This is a genomic window from Pseudomonas sp. ADAK21 (assembly GCF_012935735.1).
GTDB classification, from domain to species: Bacteria; Pseudomonadota; Gammaproteobacteria; order Pseudomonadales; family Pseudomonadaceae; genus Aquipseudomonas; species Aquipseudomonas proteolytica.
Window position 1 is genome coordinate 1,370,001 of the sequence record NZ_CP052857.1, and the last position, 13,092, is coordinate 1,383,092.

The following is a 13,092-nucleotide window of genomic DNA, read 5'->3' on the forward strand; positions in this document are numbered from 1 at the left end:
AGCCAAGCAATTCACCCAGCTCAAGCGCGGCCAGAAACTTGAGTTCGAGCTGAGCCCAGAAGGTCAACTGACCACCCTGCACACCAATCTCAGCGATCTTGAAAGCATCACCTTGACCAAGGGCGCCAAGGGATTTGCCTTCAATCGCGTGACCACCAAGCCGGTGATGCGCTCTGCCTACATCCATGGCGTGATCAACAGCTCGCTGTCCCAGTCGGCGGCACGCGCAGGCCTGTCCCATAGCATGACCATGGATATGGCCAGCGTGTTTGGCTACGACATCGACTTCGCTCAGGATATTCGCCAGGGTGACGAATTCGACGTGATCTACGAGCAAAAGGTGGCCAACGGCAAGGTCGTCGGCACCGGCAATATCCTGTCGGCGCGCTTTACCAATCGCGGCAAGACCTACACCGCCGTGCGCTACACCAACAAACAAGGCAACAGCAGCTACTACACCGCCGATGGCAATAGCATGCGCAAGGCCTTCATCCGTACTCCTGTTGACTTCGCCCGTATTAGCTCGCGTTTTTCCATGGGCCGCAAGCATCCAATTCTGAACAAAATCCGCGCCCACAAAGGTGTCGACTATGCCGCACCGCGCGGCACGCCGATCAAGGCTGCCGGCGATGGCAAGGTGCTGCTGGCCGGGCGCCGCGGCGGCTACGGCAACACCGTGATCATCCAGCACGGCAACAGCTACCGTACGCTTTACGGCCACATGCAAGGCTTTGCCAAAGGCGTGAAAACCGGCGGCAACGTCAAGCAAGGCCAGGTGATTGGCTATATCGGTACCACCGGCCTGTCCACCGGGCCGCACTTGCACTATGAGTTCCAGGTCAACGGCGTGCACGTCGACCCGCTGGGCCAGAAGCTGCCGATGGCCGACCCGATCGCCAAGACCGAACGCGCGCGCTTCCTTCAGCAAAGCCAACCGCTGATGGCACGCATGGACCAAGAACGCGCCACCATGCTGGCTTCGGCGAAGCGTTAAGCGATGGCGCTCTATATAGGTGTCATGTCCGGGACCAGCCTCGATGGCCTGGACATTGCGCTGATCGAGCAGGACACGGCGGTCAAACTGATCGCCACCCATTACATTCCCATGCCTGAAACGCTGCGGGCGGAGCTGCTGGGTCTTTGCGCCAGCGGCCCGGACGAGATTGCCCGCTCGGCGATTGCCCAGCAAAACTGGGTAACACTCGCCGCCCATGGCATTCATGCCTTGCTGGAGCAACAGCAGCTCACTCACCACGACATCCGCGCCATTGGCAGCCACGGGCAAACCATTCGCCACGAGCCCGCCCGCGCTTTTACCGTACAGATCGGCAACCCCGCACTACTGACCGAGCTGACCGGAATAACCGTGGTCAGTGACTTTCGTAGCCGCGATGTGGCCGCCGGCGGCCAGGGTGCGCCGCTGGTGCCAGCCTTTCACGAAGCGTTGTTTGGCGAGGCTGCCGGCAACCGCGCAGTACTGAACGTCGGCGGCTTCAGCAATCTGAGCCTGATCGAGACCGGTAAACCGGTAGCTGGCTTTGATTGCGGCCCGGGCAATGTCCTGCTGGATGCCTGGATTCACCAGCAAAGGGGCGATAGCTTTGACCGTGACGGCCAATGGGCGTCCACAGGAACGATCGAACCACAACTGCTGGCCGCGCTGCTCAGCGACCCTTTCTTCCTGACAAAGGGCCCGAAAAGCACGGGGCGCGAAGTCTTCAACCTGCCATGGCTGGAACACCACCTCGGTCGACTGCCATCATTCAATGCGCAGGATGTCCAGGCCACGCTGCTGGAGCTGACAGCGCAGACCATCGTCGAATCGCTGAAAACCGCACAGCCGCAAACCGAAACCCTGCTGGTATGTGGTGGTGGCGCCCATAACACGACGCTGATGAACCGTATCGCAGCCTTGCTGCCGGCCACTCGCGTCAGCAGCACCGCCACCCACGGCGTCGATCCCGACTGGGTTGAGGCCATGGCCTTCGCCTGGCTGGCCCATTGCTGCCTTGAAGGCATCGCCGCCAACCGTCCAAGCGTTACCGGCGCCCGCGGCCTTCGCGTACTTGGCGCGATCTACCCCGCCTGACACGCAGATAGCAAAACGCCGCTTGGCCCCATAAGAGCCAAACGGCGTTTTGCCTATCCGCTATCGATCAGATCGAGAACGACGAACCGCAACCACAAGTCGTGGTGGCATTCGGGTTTTTGATCACAAAGCGCGAGCCTTCCAAACCTTCCTGGTAATCAACCTCGGCACCTGCCAAGTACTGGAAGCTCATCGGATCCACGACCAGGCTTACGCCCTCGCGCTCGACGATGGTGTCGTCATCGGCCACATCTTCATCGAAGGTAAAGCCGTACTGAAACCCTGAACAACCGCCGCCCGTAACGAATACGCGCAGCTTCAAGCGATCATTACCCTCTTCATCGACCAGGCTCTTCACCTTGTGCGCAGCACCGTGGGTGAATTGCAAAGCCGTGGGGGTGAAGGATTCAACGCTCATGCTGATAATCTCCCGGCGTAGCGCCGCCATATGCGTGATGGCGGCCATTATCCGCTTCTCCTAGAAAAGCGGTCAACTATTGTTACGGTATATCAATCTGCGTAGCCGCCCTTAAAAACGCAAAAGGCCCGATCAACGGGCCTTTTGCACTGCAGCCGACGCTTTAAGGCAGCATGCCGGCATGGGACAAACCGAGCTTCTCATCGAGGCTGAACAAGATGTTCAAGTTCTGCACAGCCTGGCCCGACGCGCCTTTGACCAGGTTATCAATGACCGACAGCACCACGACTAGGTCGCCGTCCTGCGGACGATGCACGGCGATCCGGCATACGTTGGCGCCGCGCACGCTACGGGTTTCCGGGTGGCTGCCAGCTGGCATCACATCGACGAACGGTTCATTGGCATAGCGTTTTTCAAACAGTGCCTGCAGGTCCACCGAGCGATCCTTGACGGTTGCATACAGCGTCGAGTGAATCCCACGGATCATCGGGGTCAGGTGCGGCACGAACGTCAGACCGACGTCACTGCCGGCAGCCCGACGCAGGCCTTGGCGAATTTCCGGCAAGTGGCGATGCCCTTTTACGGCATACGCTTTCATGCTTTCCGAGGTCTCGGAGTACAAGGAGCCTACAGCCGCACCACGACCAGCGCCGCTGACGCCCGACTTACAGTCGGCAATCAGGCGCGAAGCATCCGCCAGACCGGCTTCGAGCAGCGGCAGAAAGCCCAACTGGGTCGCCGTCGGATAGCAACCTGGCACGGCAATCAGGCGCGCCTTGCTGATCTGCTCGCGATTGACCTCAGGCAAACCATACACCGCCTCCTCAAGCAGCTCCGGAGCACCGTGGGGCTGGCCGTACCACTTGGCCCACTCATCGGCATCCTGCAGGCGGAAGTCCGCCGAGAGGTCGATGACTTTGGTCCCGGCCGCCAGCAACTCACCCGCCAAGGCATGGGCAACCCCATGTGGTGTGGCGAAGAACACGACGTCGCAGGCACCCAGGGTCTTGATGTCCGGAACGCTGAACGCCAGGCCATCGTAATGGCCGCGCAGGTTCGGATACATATCGGCAACGGCCAGGCCAGCCTCGGATCGGGAGGTGATGACCACCACCTCAGCTTGCGGATGCTGAGCCAACAGACGCAGCAATTCGACACCGGTGTAACCCGTGCCGCCGACGATACCGACCTTGACCATAAACCTGCCCTCAACGAACCCACTGGAAAGCCGTCGATAATAGGGGTCGTATCGTTCTGCGACAACCGTCAACGTGACGTGCGCGCACTCTAACCTCTACTATCTCCAGTCACCGTGAACCTGGGAATAACTAAAAATGCTTTATCTATGGCTCAAAGCCTTTCATATCGTCAGCATTGTCTGCTGGTTTGCCGGGCTGTTTTACCTGCCGCGCCTGTTCGTCTACCACGCACAAAGCCAGGATGCCGTCAGTCAGGAGCGTTTCAGCCTGATGGAGCGCAAGCTGTACAAGGGCATCATGCTGCCAGCGATGATCGCCACCCTGGTATTCGGCATCTGGTTGATCAGCCTTAACCCAAGTGTATTCAGCCAGGGTGGATGGATGCACGCCAAGCTGACCCTGGTAGTAATCCTGATCGGTTACCACCACATGTGTGGCGCCCAGGTAAAACGTTTCGCCCGTGGCGAAAACACCCGCAGCCATGTCTTTTATCGCTGGTTCAATGAAGTGCCGGTTCTGATATTGCTGGCTATTGTAATTTTGGTCGTCGTAAAGCCGTTCTAACTCTAATCAGCCGCACCTAAACCGGGGTACTTCCAATGTCGCTGCCCGCTTTGCTTGAACAACGTCTGCGCCTGCCCGTGGTGGCTGCGCCGATGTTCCTGATTTCCAACCCGCAACTAGTCCTGGCGTGCTGTCGCAATGGCGTGGTCGGGAGCTTCCCGGCACTCAACCAGCGCGAGAGCAGCGGGTTCAAGGCCTGGCTGGAGGAAATCGAAGCGGGCCTGGCGCTACTGGACAATCCCGCGCCTTACGCGGTCAACCTGATCGTGCACAACAGCAACCCGCGCCTTGAGGCTGACCTGGCGATCTGCGTCGAGCACAAGGTGCCGATCGTTATCACCAGCCTGGGTGCGGTCAAGGAGTTGGTAGACGCCGTACACAGTTACGGCGGCCTGGTGTTCCACGACGTCACCACCCGACGCCATGCCGAGAAAGCCGCCGAGGCCGGGGTCGACGGGCTGATCGCCGTAGCCGCAGGGGCTGGTGGTCACGCGGGCACCTGGAGTCCATTCTCGCTGATCGCCGAAATCCGCCAGTTTTTCGACAAGACCCTGCTACTGGCCGGCTGCTTGAACCATGGGCACGAGATTCTCGCCGCGCAATTGCTCGGTGCTGACCTCGCGTATTTCGGTACCCGCTTTATCGGCACCACTGAAAGCCACGCCCCCGATGCCTATAAAGAGATGCTGCTCACATCCCGCGCAGCCGATATCGTGCACACTCCGGCGGTATCCGGCGTGCCTGCCAGTTTTATGCGGCAAAGCCTGGAAAACGCCGGCTTCGACCTCGCCGCCCTGCAAGGCAAAGGTGAAGTCAACTTCGGCTCCAAGCTCAAGCCTCTCAGCGACGAGGCAAAGGCTTGGAAGACTGTATGGTCCGCCGGCCAGGGCGTCGGTGAAATTGACGATTTACCCAGCGTCGATGAACTGGTTGCCCGTCTCGATGCCGAATACCGCAAGGCGCGTGAGCAAGCGGCACAATTGCGCTGGCCACGCTGACACCCCCCCAGGCCTGCCGATTGAAGCAGGCCTGCATTACCTACCTCCTGGAAAGTGACAAGGATGCCCGCATGAGCGACAACCGTTTCAAGATTGTGTTTGATGGAGCCCTGCTCCCGGGTGTCGAAAGCACCACCGCCAAGCTGAACCTGGCCGAACTGTTTAAAAGCGACGTTGAAGCGATCGAAAAGCTTTTCACCGGTCGTCCGGTGGCCCTGAAGCGCGACCTGTCTCACCCCGATGCCGAAACCTACCTGACGGCCCTGAAAAACACCGGGATTGATGCACGCATCGAAGCGGAACAACCCGTGGCCTTCAGCCTGGCTGAAACTCACGAGACTGACTCCGCCCGCTCTGACGTCTCAAGCGCGGCTGCTTCGCCATACGCACCGCCGCGCGCAGCTGTCGGGGATAACCTTCCCGAGTTTTCCACCCTCAAGGTGTTTACCGTCAACGGCCGTATCGGGCGCCTGCGCTTCCTGGCCTGGACCCTGGTGCTGAGCCTGGCGATGTTCGCCATCGTGGGTGCCCTGTTCACCGTGGGCCTGGGTATTGCCGCAGCCTCCCCCACCGCCGCAATCATCATTGGCTCGCTGCTTGGCTTCGTCGTACTCGTGGCGTCTGTGTGGATCAGTGTCCAGATCACCGTACAGCGCCTGCATGACCTGGGCTGGTCCGGCTGGTTATGGTTCCTGAACCTCGTACCGATCGTAGGCAGCATTTTCCCGATCCTGCTGATCGTGCTGCCAGGCAATGCGGGCGCCAACCAATATGGTGCGCCACCGCCACGCAACTCGACGGCGGTGAAGGTCCTGGCCACCCTGTGGCTAGCGCTGCTCCCATTGATCTTCGCCGCTATGGTGATGCTGGCCATGGGCGGTTACCTGGACCAGCTCGAAAGCAGCGTGGACAGCGGCTATGAAAGCAGCTCCATGACCACCGATGAAGACGCGGACCAGAGCGTCATCGCCGGTGAAGAAGACGCGCAAAGTGCTGACGATGCGGCCGAACCTGTAGACTCTCCGGAAGAATGAAGAAACGCCCCGCGCCTGTGACGCATCTGTCGCAGGCGCGGTGGCGTTGCGATGGAGAAACGCATGACCCGTTACGCTCTGATCACCGGTGCCTCCAGCGGCATCGGCCTGGCCTTGGCCGAAGCACTGGCCCGTCGCGGCCGCAGCTTGATTCTGGTGTCCCGCCAGCGTGATCAGTTGGAAAGTATTGCCATAGAACTGACCCAACGCTTTGGCGTCGAGGTGCTGTTCCGTGCCTGCGACCTGGGCGAACCGTTGCGCCTGTCCGGGTTCCTGCTGGAGCTGGAAGAAGGCGAGCGACAGATCGACTTGCTGGTCAACTGCGCCGGCATCGGCACCAGCGGGCCATTCCTGGCCCAGGATTGGATGACCGAGCAAGACCTGATCGAAGTCAACGTCCTGGCCCTGACTCGTCTGTGCCACGCACTGGGTAACTCCATGGCCCTGCAGGGTGGCGGGCAGATTCTCAACGTCGCGTCGGTCGCAGCCTTCCAGCCGGGACCGTGGATGAGCACCTATTACGCCAGCAAAGCCTATGTGCTGCACTTCTCCGAAGGCCTGCGCGAAGAGCTGAAGAGCTGCGGCATCAAGGTTTCAGTACTTTGCCCCGGCCCGACACGCACCGCGTTCTTCGGTACCGCACAGATGGACACCGCCAAGCTGGACCGCTTGGCGTTGATGAGCCCGGAAGAGGTGGCGCTGCACACCGTTCGCGCCCTGGCAAAGAACAAAGCGATCATTATTCCCGGGCGCCGTAATCGCTGGCTGGCGTTCAGCCCGCGCTTGAGCCCACGCTGGTTGACCCGCAAGATTGCCGGCGCCATCAACAAGGCCTATTGCCCGCGTTGAACTGCTGAGTACACTCACCCTGCACTTTCATAATGGAGAAACAGCTGTGGATACTCTGTTCACCAAGATCATCAACAGAGAAATACCCGCGAGGATTATCTACGAGGATGACCAGGTCCTGGCCTTCCACGATATTGCGCCAATGGCCCCCGTGCATTTCCTGGTGATTCCGAAAAAGCCGATCCGCACCCTCAACGACCTGACGGAAGAAGATAAAGGCCTGGCTGGACACATCCTGTACACCGCCCAGCGCCTGGCCGTGGAACAAGGCTGTGAAAAAGGCTTTCGCGTGGTCATGAACTGCAATGAGGATGGCGGCCAGACCGTCTATCACATTCATATGCATGTATTGGGTCAACGCCAGATGAACTGGCCACCGGGCTGAACCCCTGTTGTAGGAGCCGGCTCGCCGGCGATGTCGCCTTCCAGAGCACCGTAACCCTCAGGAGCCTCATCGCCAGCAAGCCGCACCCCCTACAAGAAGCATGACCCAGCGCAAACGCACGCCCCTGTCTTGCGGTAAACTGGGCGCCGAGATTTTTCCCGGAGGTCAGCATGACTACCCAACGTCACTACTCGCCGATTGACCGACTGCTGCTGCAAGCCGATACGGCCATGCGCACGCTGCTTCCCTTCAGCGGCCAGCCGTATCGCCCATCACCCGCCATCGTGCAACCCGAAGCGCAAATGAGCGAGACGGACACCCGTCATGTCGCCGGCCTGATGCGTATCAACCATACCGGTGAAGTCTGCGCCCAGGCGCTGTACCAGGGCCAAGCCCTGACCGCCAAGCTGCCGCAAGTACGCGCAGCCATGGAGCATGCGGCCGAGGAAGAAATCGACCACTTGGCCTGGTGTGAACAGCGCATCCGCCAGTTGGGCAGCCACCCCAGCGTGCTGAACCCACTGTTTTACGGTTTGTCGTTTGGTATCGGGGCCGCTGCGGGATTGATCAGCGACAAGGTCAGCCTGGGTTTTGTCGCGGCGACCGAACATCAGGTGTGCAAGCACCTGGATGAGCATCTGGAACAACTGCCGGCCGAGGACGAAAAATCCCGGGCGATTCTTGAGCAGATGCGTATCGACGAAGAGCACCACGCCGAAAGCGCGTTGGATGCCGGCGGATTCCGCTTCCCGGCGCCGGTAAGGTTTGGCATGAGCCTGATGGCCAAGGTCATGACCAAAAGCACTTACCGCATTTAAACCTCGCACGAACATTGTAGGAGCGAGCTTGCTCGCGAAAAACTCAAGAGCACCGCGGGCAGCCTGACTAAACCCGCTGTCGCTGGCGTTCTTCGCGAGCAAGCTCGCTCCTACAAAGGGTCAACCCAGCTCAATGATCTCGTAATCATGAGTAATGGCCACTCCGGCCGCACCAAGCATGATCGAGGCCGAGCAGTACTTCTGCGCCGACAGCTCGATAGCCCGCTTGACCTGCGCCTCCTTCAGCGCGCGCCCCTTGACCACAAAATGCATATGGATCTTGGTAAACACCTTTGGATCTTCAGTGGCGCGCTCGGCCTCCAGAAAGGCTTCGCAGCTTTCCACCGCCTGGCGCGACTTCTTCAGGATGCTGACCACATCAAAATTACTGCAGCCGCCCACGCCTAGCAGGAGCATTTCCATGGGCCGTACCCCCAGATTGCGACCACCGGCCTCCGGCGGGCCATCCATGACCACCACATGGCCACTGCCCGACTCACCGAGGAACATGGCTTCGCCCGCCCATTGGATGCGTGCCTTCATCGCCCAGACTCCACTGCTAAAAAAGGGGCGCCAGCTTATCACAGGCCCCCGCGAGCGCAGTGTTCTGCCGCAATGCGCTCAACAGTAGGCCTTGATAGATAAATTCCCTGATCGAGTCAGAATGTGTCTGTTAAGCTGGCGCCAAATCAATGGCGCATTGCCATCCATTGGATGGACCTCGCTCGATAAAAAATACAAGTCCAACCACACCGTGCAGTCTTTTCGGGATACAACCATGGTTGCTATTACCCCCATACCCAAGATCAAGAACCTCGACAAGCTCCTGACTCATTGTCAGCGGCGACGCTATCCGGCGAAACAGAACATCATCTGCGCCGGGGAACGCTCGGAAACCCTCTTCTTCATTATCAAAGGTTCGGTCACGATCCTGATCGAGGATGAAGACGGCCGTGAAATGATCATCGCCTACCTCAACACCGGTGATTTTTTCGGCGAACTGGGGCTGTTTGAGCAAGCCGGCAAAGAACAGGAACGTAGCGCCTGGGTGAGAGCCAAGATCGAGTGTGAGGTCGCGGAAATCAGCTACGCAAAATTTCGCGAGCTGGCCCAACAGGATCCGGAAATTCTCTACGCCCTGAGCGGCCAGATTGCCCAGCGATTACGCAACACCACACGCAAAGTCGGCGATCTGGCATTCTTCGATGTCACAGGGCGCGTCGCCCGCTGCCTGCTGGAGCTGTGCAAGCAGCCAGATGCCATGACTCATCCTGACGGAATGCAGATCAAGGTTACGCGCCAAGAGATCGGGCGCATCGTCGGTTGCTCGCGGGAGATGGTCGGTCGGGTGCTCAAGGATCTGGAAGAGCGCAACCTGGTTCACGTCAAAGGCAAGACGATGGTGGTGTTCGGCACCCGCTAGGGCGCAAAGACCTGCGCCAGCATCTGCCGGTATAAAGCGTCGAGGCGGCTGACCGCATCCGGCGCAGCAAAGGCTTCATGCAGGGCGATATGGCTGTCGGCACGAACCCGTTGCTCCAGGCCACACGCCTGGTTGAAGCGATTGACCGCAGCAATCAGTTCTTCGCGATGGTTATCCAGCAACAGTGCGCCATGCACCAGGCCCACCGGGCGCCCACCACTCTGGCGCCAACGCTGGGCAGTACCGACCATCTTGCGTCCGTCGAGGTTGACGTTATAGCGGCCATCGCAAAAGGCACCGTCGATTTCGCCTACAGAAGCATCGCCCCCCAACTCAGTCAGCAAATCGCAGATAGGTTGGCACAGACGCAAGTACCCGGTTTCAATCCGGCCCTGGTCGCCTTCACTGCGCGGCGGCGCGTAGACCAGAGCGATATTGACCGTCGCGCTCGATTGCGGCACCGGTTCACCGCCGGTTTCCCGTAGCAATACCGGCCAACCATGGGCGGCCGACACTTGGCTCGCCGTTTCAAACGCAGGCACGCGGCTCAGGCGGCGAGGCATCACCAATGCCTGGTCGCTGGGTTGCCAGAACAGCAGCCCGAATGACTGCTCACCCGCACAGACGGCGGCCAGCAAGTCCTGCTCGGCGGCAAGGCCTGCTTCAACGGTCATCGCTACGGGCTGGATCATCGGGCATTTACCTCTCTGAATAAACACAAAAGCAAATGTGGGAGCTGGCTTGTGTGGGAGCTGGCCAGCTCCCACAGTGACCGCGTTTCAAATCAATCCAGCGTCGAACCGCTGACCGGCACACCACGCTCCGGGAAAAACAGGCGCTGCAACTCAGCCCCAGGATTTTCCGCACGCATAAAGGTTTCGCCGACCAGGAACGAGTAGACGTCGCTGATTTCCATCAGCTCCACATCCGCACGATTGACGATCCCACTCTCGGTAATCACCAGCCGGTCGCGGGGAATGCGCGGCAGCAAGTCCAAGGTGGTTTCGAGGTTGACTTCAAAGGTATGCAGATTGCGGTTGTTGACCCCAACCAGCCGTGTATCGAGGGTTTTCAGTGCGCGCTCCAGCTCGTCACCGTCGTGGACTTCGACCAGTACATCCAGGCCCACGCCTTTGGCAACAGCCGCCAGCTCGGCCATCTGCACGTCGTCCAGCGCCGAAACGATCAGCAGCACGCAATCGGCGCCCAATGCCCGGGCTTCGACGATCTGGTACGGGTCGATCATGAAGTCCTTGCGGATCACCGGTAACTTGCACGCGGCGCGGGCTTGTTGCAGGTAAGCATCGGAACCTTGGAAATAGTCGATGTCAGTCAGCACGGAAAGGCAGGTCGCCCCGCCCTTCTCGTAACTGGCAGCAATTTCTGCTGGCACGAAGTGCTCGCGGATCACACCTTTGCTCGGCGAGGCCTTTTTGATCTCTGCGATCACCGCCGGCTGCTTGAGCTTGGCCTGGGTAATCAGGGCATTGGCGAAGCCGCGCGGTGCATCGGCGCTTCTCGCCAGGCCTTCCAGCTCGGCCAGGCTCACGCGGGCGCGGCGCTCGGCGACTTCTTCAACTTTGCGGGCGAGGATGTTTTCCAGGACTGTTGGCACGCTCATCCTTCATTCTCCATTTTGAATACGGCCGTGAATGCTCCCAGCTCTTCGAGTTTTTCGCGAGCCAGACCCGTGTGCAGCGCATCGTGGGCTAAGGCGACACCTTCTTTAAGACTATAGGCGTGATCGGCTGCGTAAAGTGCCGCGCCAGCATTCAGAACAATCATCTCAGCCGCTTTCTGGCCGTTTTCGGTCTTGCGGCGCCCCAAGGCATCGCGAATCAACTCCAGGGAAGCCGCCGGGCTTTCCACCGCCAGGCCATGCAGGCTCTGGCTCTTCATACCGAGGTCTTCTGGCTCGACCCAGTACTCAGTGACCTGGTCGTTCTTGAGCTCCGCCACAAAGGTCGGGGCCGCCAGGCTGAATTCGTCCAGGCCATCCTTGGAATGCACCACCAGCACATGCTTGCTGCCCAGGCGTTGCAGGACTTCGGCCAAAGGCCGGCACAGCGCCTGGCTGAACACGCCCACCACCTGATGTTTCACACCGGCCGGATTCGTAAGCGGGCCAAGCATGTTGAACAGGGTACGCAGGCCCAGGTCCTTGCGCGGGCCTGCGGCGTGCTTCATCGCCCCATGGTGGGACTGGGCAAACATAAAGCCGATGCCAACGTTATCGATGCAGCGCGCCACCTGCACCGGCGTCAGGTTCAGGTAGATACCTGCCGCTTCCAGCAGGTCGGCACTGCCGCTCTTGCCCGATACCGCGCGGTTGCCATGCTTGGCCACGGTGCAGCCAGCGGCCGCGACCACAAAGGAAGACGCCGTCGATACGTTGAAGATATTCGCACCATCGCCGCCGGTGCCGACCACATCGACCACGCCGTCGAGGGTCTTGAGTTCGACCTTGTCCGCCAGCTCGCGCATCACTGAGACGGCGCCGACGATTTCGTCGATGCTCTCGCTTTTCATGCGCATGGCCATCATAAAGGCGCCAATCTGCGCATCGGTGCATTGACCGGTCATGATTTCGCGCATGACATCGCTCATCTCAGCGGTGCTCAGGTCCAGATGGCCGACGATACGGCTCAGGGCAGTCTTGATATCCATGGAAAGTCCTTAGCGCGTGCCGCCGCTCTGCTTGAGAAAGTTGGCGAACAGCTCGTAGCCCTGCTCGGTCAGAATCGATTCGGGGTGAAATTGCACCCCTTCGACATTCAGTGTCTTGTGCCGCAGGCCCATGATCTCATCGACCGAGCCGTCTTCCAGTTGGGTCCAGGCCGTCAGTTCCAGGCACTCGGGCAGGGTTTCGCGCTTGACCACCAGTGAGTGGTAGCGGGTCACCGTCACCGGTAGGTTCAGGCCCTGGAACACGCCCAGGTCACGATGAAACACCGGGCTGGTCTTGCCGTGCATTACCTGGCGGGCACGCACTACATCGCCACCAAACGCCTGGCCGATGGATTGGTGGCCCAGGCAAACCCCGAGAATCGGCAGCTTGCCGGCAAAATACTTGATCGCTTCAAGGGAAATTCCCGCCTCGGTCGGCGTACACGGCCCGGGCGAAACGACGATGCGCTCCGGGTTCAAGGCCGCAATCTGCGCCACGGTCATTTCATCGTTGCGCACCACCTTGACCTCGGCACCCAGCTCGCCCAGGTATTGCACAACGTTGTAGGTAAAGGAGTCGTAGTTATCAATCATCAGCAACATGTGGGTTCAAACCTCTTGAATTCACTGATTTCGAATGACCGCCTT

Annotated in this window: 16 protein-coding genes (1 of these 16 cut by a window edge); 9 read left to right on the plus strand and 7 right to left on the minus strand. The window is 59.8% G+C overall.

Going from position 1 to position 13,092, the window contains the following annotated elements; translation table 11 throughout:
* Both HKK57_RS06295 and HKK57_RS06300 read left to right on the plus strand, forming a co-directional pair.
* On the plus strand, window positions 1-994 hold the 3' portion of the coding sequence (locus HKK57_RS06295) for a peptidoglycan DD-metalloendopeptidase family protein (RefSeq protein WP_169389935.1). It extends 419 nt beyond the left edge of the window; 994 of the gene's 1,413 nt are visible here — the last part of the coding sequence; its start codon lies off the left edge, out of view; the stop codon is at window positions 992-994.
* Window positions 995-997: 3 nt separating this feature from the next.
* Window positions 998-2,089, plus strand: a complete 1,092-nt coding sequence (locus HKK57_RS06300; RefSeq protein ID WP_169389936.1) for an anhydro-N-acetylmuramic acid kinase — start codon at window positions 998-1,000, stop codon at window positions 2,087-2,089.
* Window positions 2,090-2,156: 67 nt separating this feature from the next.
* Here HKK57_RS06300 and erpA read toward each other — a convergent pair whose 3' ends face one another.
* Both erpA and argC read right to left on the minus strand, forming a co-directional pair.
* Window positions 2,157-2,507 carry an iron-sulfur cluster insertion protein ErpA gene (gene erpA / locus HKK57_RS06305; RefSeq protein WP_003176443.1) on the minus strand — a complete coding sequence of 117 codons (351 nt, stop codon included), beginning with the start codon at window positions 2,505-2,507 and terminating at the stop codon, window positions 2,157-2,159.
* A 163-nt stretch (window positions 2,508-2,670) separates the two neighbouring features.
* Window positions 2,671-3,705, minus strand: a complete 1,035-nt coding sequence (argC, locus tag HKK57_RS06310) for an N-acetyl-gamma-glutamyl-phosphate reductase (RefSeq protein WP_169389937.1) — start codon at window positions 3,703-3,705, stop codon at window positions 2,671-2,673.
* A 136-nt stretch (window positions 3,706-3,841) separates the two neighbouring features.
* Between argC and hemJ the strand changes: the two genes are divergently transcribed.
* From hemJ to coq7, 6 genes are all read left to right on the plus strand, one after another.
* Window positions 3,842-4,270 carry a protoporphyrinogen oxidase HemJ gene (gene hemJ / locus HKK57_RS06315; RefSeq protein ID WP_029296744.1) on the plus strand — a complete coding sequence of 143 codons (429 nt, stop codon included), beginning with the start codon at window positions 3,842-3,844 and terminating at the stop codon, window positions 4,268-4,270.
* A gap of 35 nt (window positions 4,271-4,305) precedes the next feature.
* A complete protein-coding gene (locus HKK57_RS06320; protein ID WP_029296746.1) occupies window positions 4,306-5,268 on the plus strand; it encodes an NAD(P)H-dependent flavin oxidoreductase in 963 nt (320 codons plus the stop codon).
* A gap of 71 nt (window positions 5,269-5,339) precedes the next feature.
* On the plus strand, window positions 5,340-6,302 hold the full coding sequence (locus HKK57_RS06325) for a DUF805 domain-containing protein (RefSeq protein ID WP_104911015.1): 963 nt from the start codon (window positions 5,340-5,342) through the stop codon (window positions 6,300-6,302).
* A 63-nt stretch (window positions 6,303-6,365) separates the two neighbouring features.
* Window positions 6,366-7,151 (plus strand): SDR family NAD(P)-dependent oxidoreductase, encoded by a 786-nt coding sequence (locus HKK57_RS06330; RefSeq protein ID WP_154907903.1) that lies wholly within the window; start codon window positions 6,366-6,368, stop codon window positions 7,149-7,151.
* A gap of 46 nt (window positions 7,152-7,197) precedes the next feature.
* Window positions 7,198-7,536 (plus strand): histidine triad nucleotide-binding protein, encoded by a 339-nt coding sequence (locus HKK57_RS06335; RefSeq protein ID WP_029296751.1) that lies wholly within the window; start codon window positions 7,198-7,200, stop codon window positions 7,534-7,536.
* 170 nt (window positions 7,537-7,706) lie between these two features.
* Window positions 7,707-8,354 (plus strand): 2-polyprenyl-3-methyl-6-methoxy-1,4-benzoquinone monooxygenase, encoded by a 648-nt coding sequence (gene coq7 / locus HKK57_RS06340; protein WP_029296753.1) that lies wholly within the window; start codon window positions 7,707-7,709, stop codon window positions 8,352-8,354.
* Window positions 8,355-8,474: 120 nt separating this feature from the next.
* Here the strand turns inward: coq7 and HKK57_RS06345 are convergent, their stop codons facing one another.
* Window positions 8,475-8,897, minus strand: coding sequence for an OsmC family protein (locus HKK57_RS06345; protein WP_029296755.1), 423 nt, complete (start codon window positions 8,895-8,897; stop codon window positions 8,475-8,477).
* A gap of 235 nt (window positions 8,898-9,132) precedes the next feature.
* Here HKK57_RS06345 and crp point away from each other — a divergent pair, with 235 nt between their 5' ends.
* On the plus strand, window positions 9,133-9,777 hold the full coding sequence (gene crp, locus HKK57_RS06350) for a cAMP-activated global transcriptional regulator CRP (RefSeq protein WP_029296757.1): 645 nt from the start codon (window positions 9,133-9,135) through the stop codon (window positions 9,775-9,777).
* Here the strand turns inward: crp and HKK57_RS06355 are convergent.
* The 4 genes from HKK57_RS06355 to HKK57_RS06370 all read right to left on the minus strand — a co-directional run bounded on the left by HKK57_RS06355 (window position 9,774) and on the right by HKK57_RS06370 (window position 13,047).
* The gene (locus HKK57_RS06355; RefSeq protein WP_169389938.1) at window positions 9,774-10,469 is read right to left on the minus strand and encodes a lipoate--protein ligase family protein; all 696 of its coding nucleotides are present in this window, start codon (window positions 10,467-10,469) and stop codon (window positions 9,774-9,776) included. The genes crp and HKK57_RS06355 overlap by 4 nt on opposite strands.
* Window positions 10,470-10,561: 92 nt before the next feature.
* Window positions 10,562-11,398 (minus strand): indole-3-glycerol phosphate synthase TrpC, encoded by an 837-nt coding sequence (trpC, locus tag HKK57_RS06360; protein WP_029296761.1) that lies wholly within the window; start codon window positions 11,396-11,398, stop codon window positions 10,562-10,564.
* The gene (gene trpD, locus HKK57_RS06365; RefSeq protein WP_029296763.1) at window positions 11,395-12,444 is read right to left on the minus strand and encodes an anthranilate phosphoribosyltransferase; all 1,050 of its coding nucleotides are present in this window, start codon (window positions 12,442-12,444) and stop codon (window positions 11,395-11,397) included. The genes trpC and trpD overlap by 4 nt, the downstream gene beginning before the upstream one ends.
* Window positions 12,445-12,453: 9 nt before the next feature.
* Window positions 12,454-13,047 (minus strand): aminodeoxychorismate/anthranilate synthase component II, encoded by a 594-nt coding sequence (locus HKK57_RS06370; RefSeq protein ID WP_029296765.1) that lies wholly within the window; start codon window positions 13,045-13,047, stop codon window positions 12,454-12,456.
* Window positions 13,048-13,092 lie beyond the last annotated feature (45 nt).

Coding starts and splice junctions, on each gene's coding strand:
- argC (WP_169389937.1), bottom strand. CDS start 3,705: ATGGTCAAGGTCGGTATCGTCGGCGGCACGGGTTACACCGGTGTCGAA.
- HKK57_RS06300 (WP_169389936.1), top strand. CDS start 998: ATGGCGCTCTATATAGGTGTCATGTCCGGGACCAGCCTCGATGGCCTG.
- trpD (WP_029296763.1), bottom strand. CDS start 12,444: ATGGATATCAAGACTGCCCTGAGCCGTATCGTCGGCCATCTGGACCTG.
- HKK57_RS06320 (WP_029296746.1), top strand. CDS start 4,306: ATGTCGCTGCCCGCTTTGCTTGAACAACGTCTGCGCCTGCCCGTGGTG.
- crp (WP_029296757.1), top strand. CDS start 9,133: ATGGTTGCTATTACCCCCATACCCAAGATCAAGAACCTCGACAAGCTC.
- HKK57_RS06325 (WP_104911015.1), top strand. CDS start 5,340: ATGAGCGACAACCGTTTCAAGATTGTGTTTGATGGAGCCCTGCTCCCG.
- HKK57_RS06355 (WP_169389938.1), bottom strand. CDS start 10,469: ATGATCCAGCCCGTAGCGATGACCGTTGAAGCAGGCCTTGCCGCCGAG.
- trpC (WP_029296761.1), bottom strand. CDS start 11,398: ATGAGCGTGCCAACAGTCCTGGAAAACATCCTCGCCCGCAAAGTTGAA.
- HKK57_RS06330 (WP_154907903.1), top strand. CDS start 6,366: ATGACCCGTTACGCTCTGATCACCGGTGCCTCCAGCGGCATCGGCCTG.
- erpA (WP_003176443.1), bottom strand. CDS start 2,507: ATGAGCGTTGAATCCTTCACCCCCACGGCTTTGCAATTCACCCACGGT.
- hemJ (WP_029296744.1), top strand. CDS start 3,842: ATGCTTTATCTATGGCTCAAAGCCTTTCATATCGTCAGCATTGTCTGC.
- HKK57_RS06345 (WP_029296755.1), bottom strand. CDS start 8,897: ATGAAGGCACGCATCCAATGGGCGGGCGAAGCCATGTTCCTCGGTGAG.
- HKK57_RS06370 (WP_029296765.1), bottom strand. CDS start 13,047: ATGTTGCTGATGATTGATAACTACGACTCCTTTACCTACAACGTTGTG.
- coq7 (WP_029296753.1), top strand. CDS start 7,707: ATGACTACCCAACGTCACTACTCGCCGATTGACCGACTGCTGCTGCAA.